The sequence below is a fragment of the Candidatus Hydrogenedentota bacterium genome (assembly GCA_019637335.1).
Classification (GTDB): Bacteria; Hydrogenedentota; Hydrogenedentia; order Hydrogenedentales; family JAEUWI01; genus JAEUWI01.
The window spans coordinates 94281-110044 of the sequence record JAHBVV010000008.1 but is presented as its reverse complement, the minus strand read 5'-3'; the positions used below and the strand labels follow the sequence as shown (position 1 = coordinate 110044).

Annotated in this window: 10 protein-coding genes; 2 read left to right on the top strand and 8 right to left on the bottom strand. The window is 64.4% G+C overall.

Annotated features, from left to right (window positions below; translation table 11 throughout):
• Nucleotides 1-19: 19 nt before the first annotated feature.
• Together KF886_11255 and KF886_11250 are read right to left on the bottom strand one after the other, a co-directional pair.
• Nucleotides 20-1573, bottom strand: a complete 1554-nt coding sequence (locus tag KF886_11255) for a tetratricopeptide repeat protein (protein ID MBX3177931.1) — start codon at nucleotides 1571-1573, stop codon at nucleotides 20-22.
• 442 nt (nucleotides 1574-2015) lie between these two features.
• On the bottom strand, nucleotides 2016-2522 hold the full coding sequence (locus KF886_11250; GenBank protein MBX3177930.1) for a hypothetical protein: 507 nt from the start codon (nucleotides 2520-2522) through the stop codon (nucleotides 2016-2018).
• Between the two features lie 172 nt (nucleotides 2523-2694).
• Between KF886_11250 and KF886_11245 the strand changes: the two genes are divergently transcribed.
• Nucleotides 2695-4113, top strand: coding sequence for a Gfo/Idh/MocA family oxidoreductase (locus tag KF886_11245; protein ID MBX3177929.1), 1419 nt, complete (start codon nucleotides 2695-2697; stop codon nucleotides 4111-4113).
• Between the two features lie 512 nt (nucleotides 4114-4625).
• Here the strand turns inward: KF886_11245 and KF886_11240 are convergent.
• The 4 genes from KF886_11240 to KF886_11225 all read right to left on the bottom strand — a co-directional run bounded on the left by KF886_11240 (nucleotide 4626) and on the right by KF886_11225 (nucleotide 9325).
• On the bottom strand, nucleotides 4626-6002 hold the full coding sequence (locus tag KF886_11240; protein MBX3177928.1) for a sigma-70 family RNA polymerase sigma factor: 1377 nt from the start codon (nucleotides 6000-6002) through the stop codon (nucleotides 4626-4628).
• A gap of 147 nt (nucleotides 6003-6149) precedes the next feature.
• Nucleotides 6150-6842: a hypothetical protein gene (locus KF886_11235; protein ID MBX3177927.1), complete on the bottom strand. Its 693-nt coding sequence runs from the start codon at nucleotides 6840-6842 to the stop codon at nucleotides 6150-6152.
• 128 nt (nucleotides 6843-6970) lie between these two features.
• Entirely contained in the window at nucleotides 6971-7378 is a 408-nt protein-coding gene (locus KF886_11230) for a hypothetical protein (protein MBX3177926.1), read from the bottom strand.
• A 705-nt stretch (nucleotides 7379-8083) separates the two neighbouring features.
• Nucleotides 8084-9325, bottom strand: coding sequence for a sulfatase-like hydrolase/transferase (locus KF886_11225; protein ID MBX3177925.1), 1242 nt, complete (start codon nucleotides 9323-9325; stop codon nucleotides 8084-8086).
• 626 nt (nucleotides 9326-9951) lie between these two features.
• Here KF886_11225 and KF886_11220 point away from each other — a divergent pair.
• Nucleotides 9952-10464: a fasciclin domain-containing protein gene (locus KF886_11220; protein MBX3177924.1), complete on the top strand. Its 513-nt coding sequence runs from the start codon at nucleotides 9952-9954 to the stop codon at nucleotides 10462-10464.
• Between the two features lie 80 nt (nucleotides 10465-10544).
• On the opposite strand, the gene KF886_11215 is transcribed toward KF886_11220, so the two are convergent.
• Both KF886_11215 and KF886_11210 read right to left on the bottom strand, forming a co-directional pair.
• Complete coding sequence (locus tag KF886_11215; protein MBX3177923.1) at nucleotides 10545-13025, bottom strand: protein kinase; 2481 nt, start codon at nucleotides 13023-13025, stop codon at nucleotides 10545-10547.
• Nucleotides 13026-13187: 162 nt separating this feature from the next.
• Complete coding sequence (locus KF886_11210) at nucleotides 13188-15428, bottom strand: hypothetical protein (GenBank protein MBX3177922.1); 2241 nt, start codon at nucleotides 15426-15428, stop codon at nucleotides 13188-13190.
• Nucleotides 15429-15764: the final 336 nt, after the last annotated feature.

Genomic DNA, 15764 nt, shown 5'->3' with positions numbered 1-15764 from the left:
CCGCCAGACCGCGCGCCCGTCAGGACCGCGCGCCGCCCGGGGAAGCCGCCTGTTCCAGTTGTTTCACGAGCAAGTCAACCTCGTTGATCCGACCGCCGGGAACTCCGCCCTCAACAAGCTCCAGATAGCGGCGCAGCGATCGCACCCCCTCCGAAAGCACGCCCCGCCGGATATACGTCAAGCCGCTCTCAAGATGGGCCGCCGGGTAGTCCGGGTCCGCCTGAAGCGCCTTCCGGAAAAGATCCTGCGCGGCGGATTCGTCCCCCTGCCGCGCCGCCACCTGGCCCTCAACCGTGAAAAGCCGCGCGGAACTGCCAAACTTCCGCCCCTGGCGCGTCGATTCCGCCGCCCGATCAACCTGATCGCGCTTCAGATAGATAATCGCCATCTGGATCGCCGCATCCTCCGCATAGCGGCTCTCCCCGGAAACCAGCCGCTCGTACTCCTGCAGCGCTTCGTCCTCCAGGCCCGCCGTCTGCAGGCACAGGCCGTAGAAAAAACGCGCGCCATCGGATGGGCGACCGGCATCCACCGGGCGCAACAGCGGCAGGGCCTGATCAAAATTGCCTTGCGCCATCTGCAAAAGCCCCAGACGCGTCCGCGCCTCGCTGTCCACCGGGCCGCCCGCCGACACCACCGCGTCCAGCCGCGCCGCCGCCTTCATGGTCTCGCCTTCCAGCCCCGCAAGATAGCCGCGCGCGAGCTGGGCGTCCGCACTGTCCGGAGGAGCCCCGTCCAGCGCCCCGTGCGCCGACGCAAAGTCGCCCCGCAGCGCGGAGGTCACCCCGCGGTACGTCGCCACCTCCCCGGGATCGCCGCCCGCCGACGACAGCTGCTCCAGCGTCCTTCCGCTGGCCTCCTCGGCGCCCGTGGCCCCTTGCGCGAGCGCAAGCATGCGCAGCGCCCGCTGATCGTCCGGATGGTGCTCCACAAGGCGCTGCAACGCGGCGATCTGCCGCTGCATGCCCGTTTCTCCCGGGATCCGGCCCGCCGCCAGCACCGCCAGATAACCCAGCTCCTTGTCCGACGGACGCAGAGACGACGCCGTGTCAAACGACGAGGCCGCGTCCGGATACTGTTGCGTCTGAAGTTGCAGGCGGCCCAGCAGCGCAAAAGCCTGCGCGTCATCCGGGAAACTCGCCGTGTGCTTCTGAAGCAATCCCGTCGCCCCCAGCAAATCCCCGGAGCGCGCCATCGTGCGCGCCTCGTTCACGGGATCGCGAAGGAACATGAACAGCGCCACCCCGCCCACCACAAGCAACACCGCCGCCGCCAGGCCAAGCAGCAACATCGGCGTATTGCTCCGGACGGCCGGGCCCGAAGCCGCCGCATCCTTCTTTACCACCTGCTGGCCCGTGAGCAGGTTCACGCCACACCGAACGCAGACGATGTCGCCATCCTGAACCGCCGCGCCGCACGACGGGCACTGCGCGCCCGACGCCACCAACGGAGGCGACGGCGTAACCGGCACGATCGGGCGGCCCACCTTGACCGGCGACCCGCAATGAGGGCAGTTTTCCATATCCGAATCGACGGGCTTGCCGCAAATTGAGCAATTGATCTTGGCACCCACGGGAAATCTCCAGTTTCATCCGCCCAGGCGGCTATCGCAACCCCGGAATCCGCCGCACAACACGGCTACTTGGATCCTTCATCGGGAAACGCCTGGGCGCATTTTCCGCACGTCGTCGCATTCAGCCCGGCCCACGCTCCGCAGCGCGGACACCGCTTTCGGAACAGCCACGGCACACTCGCAATGGTTACCGCGAGTATGACGCTCACCAAAACAACAAGGTAGACCTGTTCCGACACACCGATCCATTCCAAATCGAGGCAACAGCACCGGCCGCCGCCTGATTTCATTATACACGGGGCAAGGGAAATGTAAAAGGGGGGTTGTCAACTGATTCCGCCAGCCGCACCGCGCCCGGCGACGCCAAACGCTTGCGCATCAACACCATGGAGAATCGCCGAGAAAAAGCGAAAATCTGGAATTCTGCAGCAAACCGGCCCCGTCAGCGCCCCCGCGGACCCCGGAAAGAGCCCGGACGGCCCCCCGCTTTCCCCCCGGCGCCCGGACGACCGCCCCCCGGCGTATACTTGCCTTTCGCAAATTCCTGCGTCGCCCGCTTCGGCTTGCGCTGGATCTTCATCGGACGGTAGCGCCACATCAGCACCAGAACAATCACCAGCGCCGCAAGTTCCGCCTTCCAGATCCAATTCGGGTTGTACTCCTCCGTCTTCCAGAACTCAAGCAGCGGCGTCGCCCACTCCGGCGCATCCTCCGGGCGGCCATCCTCCCGCAACGCCCGCATGGATGAGCTCTCCTTGAACCATTTCGTCACCACCACCAGCACCCAGCTAACCAGATGCAGGGCCGCCGAATAGATCAAGAATTCCACGATGTAGAGCAAAAAGGGCACGGAGTACTTGCGCGTGACGTAGATAATCGGCGCGAGACAGACCGCGCCTATCCCATAGCCAACCATGTTGTCCTGAAGGTGGGCCAAAACGTCTTCCATGGGCCTCGGGCTCCTTTCTCCCGTCGGGCAGTGTAACACGGTCTTCACAGATCTGCCAACAGTTTACTCCGCACCCCCCTTTTGCAAATTCCGCCATGTCCGCGCTATCATGAATCGCTCTATCCGTAACTTCGCGGCAATTCGTGCCGTTTCGCTGGAGGAATGCAACATCATGTCCGATTCTCGCAACCCGAAATCCCAGGCGGGCAGCCGCCGAAACTTCATCAAGACCGCCGCCGCCGGAGCCGCCGCCATCTCGGCCGCCCAATCGGCCAGCGCCGGCGTATACAAGTCCATACTCCCCGCAACCGTGCTCGGAGCCAATGAGAAGATCCGCACCGGACACATCGGCGTCGGCGGCATGGGCAGCGCCGACCTCGTCTTCGTCATGAAGCGAAACGACATGCAGCCCGTCGCCCTCTGCGACCTCTACCCCAAGAACCTCGACCGCGCCCACGCCCTCGCCTCGCGCAAGCCCGGCGTGGACCCCTCGAAGCACCACGACTTCCGCGAAATCATCGACAACAAGGACGTCGACGCCGTCGTCATCGCCACCCCCGACCACTGGCACTGCCTCTGCACCCTCTACGCCGCCGACGCCGGCAAGGCCATTTACTGCGAAAAGCCCGCCGCCACCACCATCGAAGAAGGCCAGGCCATGATCGAAGCCGTCCGCCGCAATAACGTCGTCTTCCAGGCCGGCAACATGCAGCGCAGCGGCCAGCATTTCCGCGACGCCGTGCAGATGATCCGCGAAGGTTACATCGGCAAGGTACACCGCGTCGAAACCTGGATCCACGACAAGGAGCCGATCGAAGGCATCGGCATGGGCGACGACGACATAAACAACTACGAGGGCGTCGACTGGGTCTTCCACCAGGGTTGGACCGAGCACGTCCCCTTCAACACCAACCGCTGGATCTATAACTTCCGCTGGTTCCTCGACTACTCCGGCGGCAAGATCACCGACTGGGGCGCGCACCTCCTCGACATCGGCCTCTGGGCCATGGAAAACGAAGACGTCAAGCCCAGCCTCCAGCCCAAATCCGTCGTCGCCAACGGCGGAAAGTGGGTCCTCCAGGACAACCGCACCACCCCCGACACGCTCGATGTCCTCTACGAGTTCGACGGCTTCACCATGAGCTTCACCAACCGCGTCTGGAACAGCCACGTCCCCGCCGACGCCGACGACCACGGCATCATGTTCCACGGCACCCTCGGCAGCATGCAGGTCTCCCGCGGCGGCTACAAGATCTGGGCAACCGACAACAACGCCGTCGACGGCAAACCCACCCTCGAAGCGAAGGAGCACGGCCCCACCCAGATGAACGAGCCGCACTGGGAAAACTTCTGCGAATGCGTCCGCTCCGGAGCCGACCCCATCTCCACCGTCGAGGTCATCCACAACACCACCCGCCTCTGCCACCTCGGCACCTGCTCCTACGTCGCCGGCGGCGCCAAGCTCGGCTGGGACAAGGAAAAGCAGGAATTCACCGGCGCCGACAAGAAAGCCGTCAAAACCGCCAACAACTGGGCCTACCGCAAGTACCAGAACGGCTGGAGCCTCAAGGCCCCCTACTACCGAGGCTGATATCAACGATTCACAGGCGCCCTCAACCGAGGGCGCCTTTTTTTTTGCGCTCTTTGCGGTTCCCCTGATGGAACACCACCCCACGCACTGACGCCCCTCCCCGAATCGTTTCCATCCGTGTCATCAGTGTAATCCGTGGTCCCAAGTCCACTTCGCGGCCAAAGGCCGCACGCGGCAATGCATGCTCAGAACATCAATTGGCCCCGAGCTATGCCGCGCCGATCATTCGATCCAAAGCGAACTGACCGCATACCTCAAGCGCTCCAGGTCGCCATCACCCCGATGGTTTCTTTGTGCTCTTTGTGGCTCCCGATCCAATCTCCCCGCGCATCAACCCCGCATCCAGACACGGATCAATTCCATACACCTTCGCATGGGCCCCCCTTCAAATACTTCCTCTCTTCGCGCCCTTCGTGGTGATCATTTCTTTGGTTGCGGCCCAAGGCTGCCCTGTGCTCTCTGTGGCTGCCAAATCCATCCTTCATTCGCGTGCATTCGCGTTCATTCGCGGTTCACACAATTTCGGTTACATCCCCGTCCCCGCACGCCGCCGCGCGCCCCGCCAGGAAAGCCCGCTCCGACTCCACCGCCGAAAGCGCCGCCGCCCGCTCAAACTGCGCCCGCGCCGAGGCGAAATTCCCCAGGCGCCACTCAAACTCCCCCAGCACCGCATGGCGCAGGTAATACCCGTCCAGCGGCTTTCCGTTCGCAATCGCCTCCACCGCCGCCATACCCGCTTCCGCCCCATGCACGTTCGCTACCGCAACCGCCCGGTTCAACGCAATCACCGGCGATTCATCCATCGCCGCCCAGGCATCGTAAAGCGCCAGGATCTGCGCCCAGTCGGTCGCTTCGTAACTCGGCGCCACCGCGTGGCACGCCGCAATCCCCGCCTGGATGTGGTACGCGCTGAACCGATCGCCCGCCGCCGCCCGCGCCAGATGCCGCATGCCCCGCGCGATCAGCGACCCGTCCCAGTTCCCCCGATCCTGGTCCTGGAGCCGCAACAGCCGCCCCTCGCCCCCCTGGCGCTCGGGAAAGCGCGCCGCGTTCAGATACATCAACGCCGCCAGCGCGTGCGTCCGGGGACGATCCCCCACGGGATGCTCCGCCAGCAATTCCACAAGCCGGATCGCCTCGCGGCAAAGGTCCTCCCGCAAGAGCGCATCCCCGCTCGACGCCTTGTAGCCTTCGTTGAACAGCAGGTACAGCGTCTGCTCCACGCTCTCCAGCCGCCCCTCCAGCTCCTCCCCGTGCGGGATCTCAAACGGCACCCCCGCATCCCGGATGGCCTTGCGCGCGCGCGTCAGCCGCTTCGCGATCGCCGCCTCGTTCGCCAGAAACGCCGCCGCAATCTCCCGCGTCCCCAACCCGCACAGCGTCTTCAGCGCCAGCGCAACCCGCGCGTCCGGCGGCAACACCGGATGGCAGCACGCGAACATCATCCGCAGCCGATCGTCCCCGATCTCCGTGTCAAACACGACCTCCCGCTCCGCCGGCGCGCCCACCGGCCACTGATCCATAAACGCGACAATCCCCGGCTCCTTCCGGCGGAAATTCTGCTCCCGGCGGAGCACGTCCAGCGCCAGGTTCTTCGCCGTCTGCGTGATCCACGCCGCCGGGTTCTCCGGCACGCCGTAATACGGCCACGTCTGCATCGCCCGGATCAGCGCCTCCTGCACCACGTCCTCCGCCAGCTGGAGACGCTCGATGCCGAACATACGCGTAAGCACCGAAACCAGCTTGCCCGCCTCGTTCCGGAAAAGGTGCTCCGCCACCCGCGCCGCGTCCTTCCCGCGCCCCGGTTGCCCGGAGGTCTCCGCCTCCGCACCGCGCCCGGCGCCCGGAGGAGAAATGGGCGCGCGCCTGGGTTCCTGTGGCTCTTGCATACAGACTGTTCCTGCGTGTCGCGGGGCGCTGCTGCGCGGCCCCGCGGAGGTTTCGGGCCATACGCTGAGGCGGGCTGGCCAATGCCAACAATACAAACGGCGGCAAGCGCAATACTTGCCGCCGGGGCATTCCAGGGATCGGCTCGGCTATTCCTTGATCGGAATGAGCTTGAAGCTCTTCACAACCTCCTCAAACACCGGGCCCCACTCCTTGAACTGCTCAAAGGTCCCGCCAAGGATCACGCCATAGTTGCTCTTGTTGCCATACGCGCCAATATGCCAGCGGTGGATCTCACCGCCGTCGGACTTGTCCACTTCCTTGTACCAGAACGCGTTCCCTTCGTGCGCATAGCCCGCTTTCTTCGTGAAGACAATCGGATCCCGGTACGACGGATCCGGCGAGCTCATGTCCTTCTTCACGGAGTCCATATTCGCCTTATACAACGTGTCGGAGGACACATCCGGCATCCACGCCCAGTTCACATGAATGCTGACCGCGCTCTCGAGCCCCCCGCCGCCGCTGGACCCGGAAGCCGTCTCCTCGCTCTGGGACGCCCCGATATCAATGCCCTTGATCCGGGCGCCGATGTTGATGCCCTTCTTCTTTTTCGTGGCCTTGTCCGCTCCCGGAGCGGATCCCGGCTGAAAAATCCACGAAGTCGACTTGTCTTCGCTCTCCAGTTTGAATTCGGCCGGTATCTTCAGCGAATAGCCATACTTCGTATTCTCATACGTCTTCCACTCCCGCGCGCTCGCCGTCGCGCCCGGACCCGCCAGAACGACCAGCAGCCCAATGGCCATCGCCCAGCTTCCAAACCACTTCCCTTGCGATCGTCCCATCCCGCACGCTCCCTTCTGTCTTGGTGATGAACACAACGACCGTCCCGAGACGTCTCGAAACCGCCGTGCCGTCCATTATTCGGGAAGCCGCGCAATCTGTCAAGAGATTACATTCCCAAAGAGCAGGCTCACGCGCCCGACTGCGCCGCCGCAAACGCGCGCGCACGCTCCATCACCGGACAGCTCTCGCGCACCGGCCGAACCTCCACCCGCATCCCATGCTCCAGCGCCGGGCACAAACGCGCGATCGCAAGCGCCTCCTCCATCGTCTCCACCGTCAGCAGGAAGTACCCCGCAATCGCCTCCTTCGACTCCGCAAACGGGCCATCCGCCACCGTCGCGCCGTTCTTCCCGGAAACAATCTTGCCCTCGCTGTACAACGGCTGCCCGGACTTCGCCCGCCCGTCCGCCAGCAAACCCTCAAACCAGTCCGACCAGCGCGACATCACGTCCTGTATCTCGTCCGGCGACAGGTCCTTATCCCAGTTCGTGCCCCGAAACAACAGCATGTAACCCGATTTCATCTCAACGTCCATGATTCCGTCTCCTCACAACATCACTGCGCCAACATTTCACACGGGCATCCAGCCGCCTTCAACTATACAACGATCCGCCGCGGATCAAAAGGACATCGGTGTCACTTCAGCCGAACGAAGTACAATGGCCAAACCAGAGCGACTTGCTGAATAAAGGCTACGTGCAACTATGGAGCGCCAGCGGCCCGCTGGCAGATTGCGCCGCCGGCGCAATAAAACTATGGAGCGCCAGCGGCCCGCTGGCAGATTGCGCCGCCGGCGCAATACAATTATGGAGCGCCAGCGGCCCGCTGGCAGTTTGCGCTGCCGGCGCAATACAGCGTTCTGGAAATGCTACCGTCGCATCAGAAGCCGCGTGTCGTCGGAGGACTCCGGCAACGTATTCTTGCACCTTTGGTGCAAGGCCGGCGGGCCGCCGGCGCTCCATGAACACCGGCTCCGTTAGTAAAAACACATACTGTTCCGCACTCCAGACCGCTGAAGTGTTACGGACATCGCAATTTCCAAGGACCTGGGGGGTGAGTGCAGCCATCAACCCGTATCGCTGCGTCCTCTCTCTCACGCGCCCCCACCGAATCAACCTCGAACAAGAGGAAAGTAGGATAGCCGTCCCGGCTGTCCAAAGCGCCGAAAGGCGCCACAGGATCGCGGTCATTCCTGACTGCGGCAACGCGAGCCCAACTTACCAAAACGGCCGCCGCCCCCTCATTCCCCCCGAAGGTTCACCAGCTCCTTCTTCAGAAACGCATGCATCACCGCCGCATCGCCATCCAGCCCGGACACATCGAGCGGGCTCGTCTCCTCCGGATCGGACGCCATATCGAAAAAACGTCCATCCGTATACAGTTTCCAACCCTGGTTCCGGATCCAGCCCAGCCCCTCAAACTCCGTGTACGCCCACGCCCGCGGGTTCCCCGCCTGCCCCTTCAATTGCAACGCAAAGCTCCGCCCATCGATCGGGCGGTCCGCCGGAAGCTTCGCCCCGAACAACTCCGCAAACGTCGGCAGGAAGTCGCTGAAATCGATCAAATCCTCGCTCACCGCGCCCGCCGGCGTGACGCCGGGCCACGACGCGATCAGCGGCACATGCGTCCCCCCGTTTGTGTGCTTTGCCTTCCCGCCTTTCACTTCCTTCCCGTCCCGCACCGACACCACCTTGTTGGGCGATCCGTTGTCCGCCGTGAAGAGGATTAGCGTGTTCTCGCGTAGTCCCAACTCTTCCAGCGCGCGCACAAGCTCCCCGATAAGCCGGTCCATCTGCGCCACCATCTCGGCATACGTAGGGTACTTACCGTCCGGGCCCGGCGGCTCCACATACGGACCATCCGTCTTGGGAAAATGCGTCAGGCACATCGGGTAATACGCCAGAAACGGCCCGTCCCGGTGCTCCCGCATGAAATCAATCAGGAATTCCGTGTACAGATCCGGGCCGTACCGATCCGCAATCTCCTCATGCAGCAACCGCCCGTTCTGCCAGATCATCGGCTGCCAGTACCGCGGCCCCTCGTGCCACGCCCACAGGCTGTACGCGTCGAAGCCGCTCTCGTGCGGGTGATTCGGATTCTCCTTCAGCAGGCTCATCTGCCACTTCCCCGCCACCGCCGTCTTCACCCCCGCCGCCTGCACGATGTTCCCGAAGGTAATTTCCCCCGCCGGCAGCACGCCCCACTCCTCCCCCGTGCGGAACCCGTAGCGCCCCGTAAGCAGGTTCACCCGCGACGGGCTGCACTTCGGCGTACTGTACGCGTGCGTAAACCGCGTTCCCGAAGCCGCCAGCGCGTCCAGATTCGGCGTGGGGTACGACGTCCCGCCGTAGGACCCCAGACATTCCACACCCAGGTCATCGGCCATTATCAGCAGGACATTCGGGCGCGACTCCGCCGACGCCACACCTATCCAGGACAGGAACACCACACCCGCCAAAAGGACAACACGAAAGAATGACACGATACGACTCCTCATGCATTTTCCCAACCAGCCAAGTTTCCCGAAAAGCATAACGGTATTCGGCGGGAAGGCGCAATCGCGAAAGCCTCCCGGCAACATTCGGGGACTGAACCCACCCGCTACAGCGAAAACCGGCGCGGCTGTCCCGTCGCAGCCCACGCAACCCACCCCAGGGACTGCGGCGCCCCATCACCCCAGATACCAAAGGCCGCGCAAGACCCAAAGCGACACCAACCCACCCGCTACGCCGACAACCGGCGCGGCTGTCCCGTCGCAGCCCACCCCAGGGACTGCGGCGCCCCATCACCCCAGGCCCCAAGAGACCGCGCCAGACCCAAAGCGACACCAACCCACCCGCTACAGCGAAAACCGGCGCGGCTGTCCCGTCGCTGGCCTACCAGCGCCATGCCCCTGTCTATATCATGTCCAATACAGAACCAATCTGCAAGCACATTCAAAAAAACACCTAAATACCTTCAAAAAAAGAACTTATAACACAATCACAAAAAATATTCACCTCCTGACATACAACTGCCTTGTCTAGGAATTAATTAGACAGAACCGAGACATAATACATGGTAGTGCATTGGGCATTCCCAACCGTCTCGTCCTGAAAGGAATGGAACATGAAAAATTTCAAGTGGATCGGGTTCCTCGCAATGGCAGCCATGGTTGTTACCGGCGGAATAGCCGCCCAAGCCGATCAATACGGCGACGAAAAGAAGCCGAAGGACATCGTGGACATCGCGGTAAAGGCGGGTCAGTTCGAGACCCTGGTGGCCGCCGTGAAGGCTGCCGACCTGGTAGAGACCCTGAAGGGCGAAGGCCCCTTCACCGTCTTTGCGCCGACCGATGAGGCCTTCAAGAAGCTGGGCGACGAGGCCATAGCCGACCTGCTCAAGCCAGAGAACAAGGACAAGCTCGTCGCCATCCTCACCTACCACGTCGTACCCGGCAAGGTGATGGCGGCGGACGTCACCGGCATTGAAAAGGCCAAGACCGTCCAGGGCCAGGAAATCAAGGTCAAGGTAAAGGACGGCATAGTGCACATCGACGGCGCGACCGTCGTGAAGGCCGATATCGAGGCTTCCAACGGTGTCATCCACGTGATCGACAGCGTGATCCTTCCGAAGCTCTAAACCCGAGTCCAATCGGTTCCTTCCGCTCGCGGGGGCCTGTTCGGCGGTAAGCCGGGTGGGCCCCCGCACTATTACGTTTGTCACCGGGCCGCGCGGGTGGATGCGTTCGCGGAGCCCTTACTCGCGTGAGGCAGCTCAATCACCGTCACCACAGCCTCCCCCGCAGACCAGTCCACCGCGCCCAATGCCGGCCCATCCTCCCGCTTGAACTTGAACATCCCCGCCGTGTCACTCACCACGCAAAACTCGTAGGGCTCCGCGCCGCCCTCGCCAGGCCACAGATCCGTTACCCGCTCCACCGAACCACCGTAGCGGTACATGTACAATTCCGCGCCATGCGCCCCGTCGTCCGCCGTGAAAAACACCCGATCGCCCGCCGCGGCGATGCTGTACGGATTGCCATCCGCCGGCCCGGGCCACACATCCGACACCAGGCGCGTTCCCGCGGGCGTACCATCCGTCATCCACAATTCCTTGCCGTGCTCGGCCGTAACCCCGCGGAAGAAGAGATAGTCGCCGCCGTCCACGAACGCGTGCGGATCGCCGTCCCCGGGGCCGGGCTCAATGTCACAGAGAAGGGCCGTACCCTCGGGCGTTCCGTCGCTCACCCATAGCTCGTAGCCGGCGGCTTCCGTCCGCGCCTGAAAATACACCCGGCCCTTCCACGCGAAAAGGTGGTTGGGAAACGAGCCCTCGGAGCCCGGCCAGAGATCGGCCAGCAACGATATGCCGCCCGCTCCCATCCGGTGGATCCACAACTCCCGGCCGTGCTCCGGATCCTCGTGCGCGAACAGCAACGCGCCTCCCGCCATCGCCATGGGCCCCGTCTCCTCGCAGACATCCGCGATCTCCCGCACATAGCCCAGTGCGTGGTCGTAGTAAAACAACACCTGCCCCCGGCCCGAATCGTCCAACCCGAGGACGTAGATGCCCCCGGGAACTATAAGGCACCGCGGATCGTGCATCGCGGAGCTCTGGCTCCCGGGAAAAATGTCCGCAATCATCGCTGTCTGCTGTTCGCGGGTGTTGGTCAACCAGAGTTCTCGGCCCTCGTGCAGCGTCGTCGCATAAAACACATAGAACTGGTCCAGGCTGCCAAGCACATGCGGCTCGCTGCCCATCCGCCCCGGAATAATGTCCTTGACCATCTTGAGACTGAATTCGTCCAGCCCGATCCCCCGGTAGACCCACAACTCCTCCCCCGCACCCGGCGTCGTCGCGCTAAGCACTGCCTCCATGGAATGCGGGCGCCGGTAAAAGCGCCGCGGCCGAGAGGGCGCCGGCCCCGGATTCAAATCCCGCACCAGGCGAATGCCCCCGTCAAGACTAGCCGCCCACAATTCCTCGCCGTGGACGCCATCGTCGTAGGAAAAGATCACCCCGAACCTCGTCGCCGTGAGGGAGAACGGCTCGGGAAGCGGGGGCGGCGCGGGAGCGGATGCGGCTGATTCCTCAAGTTCCTCCCCCGGCCCCGAAAAGACCCCCGCTGATTCCTCAACGGAAGCCAGCGACGACCGCGAACTCCCGCGCAGGTATTCCTTCACTATCAGGAAGGCCGGCACGGCTGCCAGAAGCGCCAGCATGCCCAGGGCCACACGGCTGATTGGGGCGAATCGCAGCTGGCGCGCCGCCACGTCTGGCGGCGAGGACGGGCGCCCCGGCCCGACCGGAAGCGGCTGTGTCTCCGCCAGGGAAAGACGCGTCTCCGGCGCTTCGAGCAGCCGCGCCAGCGCCTCGCGCGCGCTGGCAGGACGGGACTCCGGATCGCGCGCCATGAGATCCGTGATCAGCGACGCCAGCTCACGAGAGAGATCGGGCCGGATCGCCTCGATAGGCTCGGGCGTCGCCGTCAATATCTGCTTCATCAGACCCGCTGGCGTATGCCCCGTAAAAGCCGGCTTCGCCGCAAGCGCCTCGTACACCAGCACGCCCAGCGCGTAGAGATCCCAGCTGGGCGCCGGCTTCGCGCCGTCCCACGCCTCCGGCGGACTGAAGCGCGGCGTCCCCCAGAAGGGCCCGGATCGCGCTGTCTCGGTCACCGCCTCGGATCCGCTCACCTCCAGCGCCCGCGCGATCCCGAAATCCGCCAGATAGATGTGGTTCTGCTCGGTGACCAGCAGATTCGCCGGCTTCAGATCGCAGTGAACCACCCCCTGCGCGTGGCACGCGTCCAGCGCGGACAGCACCTGCTGCAACAGGTCCACCGCATGGCCCGCCGGAAGCGGGGCCGATCCGATGCGTTTCGACAGCGGCTGTCCATCGATGTACTGCATTTCGATGGCCAGTTCGTCGCCGATGGTCTCCACGCGGTAGATGCGGACCACGTTCGGGTGTTCGATGCGCGCGGCGGCGCGCGCCTCCCGGAGGAAGCGCGCCGTCACCGCCGGGTCGGACAGCAGGTGCCGGTGGATCGTCTTCAGCGCGACGCGGCGCTCCAGCCGGGTGTCCCAGGCGGCATGGACCACACCCATGCCGCCCGATCCCAGCACGCCGATCAGGCGGTACGCGCCAAGCATGCGGCCTTCGCCGCCACTATCTTCCCGACCCGAAGAAACGTCCATCCAAACCCCGGTGCGGCGGCGCACGCCGGCCGGACCAGGTCCGGCCACCCTGCGACGCGCGTCACGCGCCTCGCGGCATTGTCCGCGAGGCGCGTCCCACAAGCTGCTTACAGAGTAAGCCGGGAACCGCCAGTTTGGCAAGCACCAAATTGCCCTCCCGCCTCAGCGCTCGTGCTCCAGCGGCGGGCGCGCCGGCCCGTTGTAGGGGGCCGCCCCCTGCCGGAAACCGCGTTCCGGTACGCCGGTCAGCGCCGGATCGTCGGTCCGCGGCGGCGAAATCATCCCGAAGTAGCGGCCCATCCAGTACGCATCCAGCCACCCGCCCGGATCCGCCACCACTTCGCCGTTGTGGCCGCCGTCCAGCCGCATGAAGTCGCCGTCCCAGCGCTCCGGGCTCGTTTCCCGCGGCGTCATCGGCATCGGGCGCTCCGCATAGGTCCGGTAGCCGTCCGGCGGGTACAGATCCTTCCGGTGGGAATTCCGGAACGTGTACTTACGCAGGTCCAGCGGCCACGCGCGCAGGTGCTCAACCGCCCGGTCGGCCTCGCACTCGTTGCCCGTGAGCGCCCCGTAAATAAAGTTAAACCACGGCACGCCCTCGATCCGCTTCACCTCCCAGCTCCGCTCCAGGCTCCGCAGCCAGATCGCCTTCAACTCGGGATCGGTCTCATACCGGATAAGCGAAAAGTACGAGTAGAACGCAAGACGGTCGTCGAAATGCGTGAAGTAGCCCGGATGAAAAGTCAGCTTCTGCCGCAAGATCGCCCCCAGGTAGTTCCAGCCCAGAAGCTGGTCCTTCCCGGCCCGGAACTTCGGATCCCCCGTGAAGTGCAGCGCGGTCGTCATGTAATTGAACGCGCCCATCCCGTTCAGCCCCCGCGCGTACTCCCCATACGGCGTCTGAAGGTATTCCGGATCCCACCGCGCCCAACGCGTCGGCTCGCCGTCCACGTCCCGCAGCATAAACCCATTGTCCACGATGTGGCCAAACACCCGGTGCAGGTGCTCCGTCGCCCAGACCTTCTCCTCCTCGTTCGCCACCAGTTCCAGAAAGAGCGCCGTCTCGTAGAGGTGCGCGTCGGTTTCGTCACTGGACGTGTCGCCCTTCCACTCCCACACCCCGTCCTCGGTGCGATGCCATTCCGCCGGCAGCCCGCCGGATCCGTGCATCGCCTTCAGGGTCGGTTCGCCGACATTGTAGATCGAACGCGCGGGAAAGCCCGGAATCGACGTAATCTCTTCGCTCCATTTCACCGACTTCATCATGTCCACCGCCTCCGCGCGCGCCGCCTCGCTCCCGGTCACCGCGTACTCGAAACATTTCGCCGCGAGATAGTGGCTGCTGTAGCCCACGTCATTGTCGCTCACCTCGCGCCGCCACTCGCCATCAATCAGATTCAGCGAGTGCACAAAGCCCAGCCGCTTCATCCCCCACTCCTCCAGCCAGCGCTCGTAATAGGCCGCCTTCTTCGCCAGCGTGTACGGCTCGTACCTGATAACCCCGATCCCGCCGTCCGTCGCGATATACACCACCTGGTCGCCCGACGCGATCGCGTTCACCCTATCGTTCGGAATCCAGCGCTGGTAACCGTAGTACTGGAAGTCCCCCTCCACCTCGCGCATCGCCCCGCGCGTGCTCCCGGCCCAGAGCTCCCGGTCGAAGCCCTCCGCCAGCGAAGTCGTGTCCTCGTAGCAGAGCCCCTCCGGCCCGCGCACGTTGTACCACGTCATCCCCCGCAATACCGCCAGGCCGTCGTCCGTCGCCAGCACCAGCCGGCTGCCGTGCCCCATCATGTCGCGGATCGTGCTGCCGTGCTGCAACGATCCCCAGTCGGTCAAATAATCAAAGGTGATCCTCCCCTGTTCCAGCAGGCCGATCCGCCGCCCGTCGTGCACATAGACCGTGCCCGCATACGCCGCCAGGCCCAGCAGCGGCCCGCGCGCCTCCGGGGTAATCGCCACGAGCTTCTCCCCCTCCACCGCGTGCAGCGCGCGTCCCGACGCGGCGATCGTCTGCCCGTTGTACGCGCACACCCCCGCCACCGGCTGCTCGCTGATCCGCGTCCAGCCCGCGCCGTCCTGGCGCCAAAGGCCGGCCTCCGAACTCGCCCACAGCCGATCATTGGCCACCGCGAGCCGCCGCACCGGCCCCCGCACACCCCGATCCGCAACCAGGCCATCGCCCGCCACGCGATACACCCCCGCCTCCCCGCCCGCCCAGACCGCGTCCCCATAGACCGCAACGGCAAGCACCGGATCATCCGACAGGATATGCCGCGACGTCTCTTGCAGGTACACCGTGTCTTCGATCATCGCATAGCGGGGTTGCTCCGGAACCGGCAACTCCCCGCGAACCGCGCTCGCAAGCACCACAGCTGACGCGACCACCAGAAATCTCTTCATGTCTGCTTCCTTTCGGCCCAAAGCCGTTCTGCTTACCATCCAGGCGACACTTTAGCCGAATGAAGCCACGCCGCGCGAACCCACCCAGGGGGCTGCCTCCGGCTGGCAAGCAAGCCCAACTCCGGAGCAACCACCCCCGAACCAGCCGGTGGCTGTACCCCCAAGAGCCAGGGGACTGCCTCCGGCTGGCAAGCAAGCCCACCTCCGCAGCAACCACCCCCGAACCAGCCGGTGGCTGTACCCCCAGGAGGCGTCCCGGCTGTGTACCGGTTGCGAGGCAACCGCATATTCCTCCACAAAGAGTGACGCATCGCGACATGATCAGCCCCCCCACCT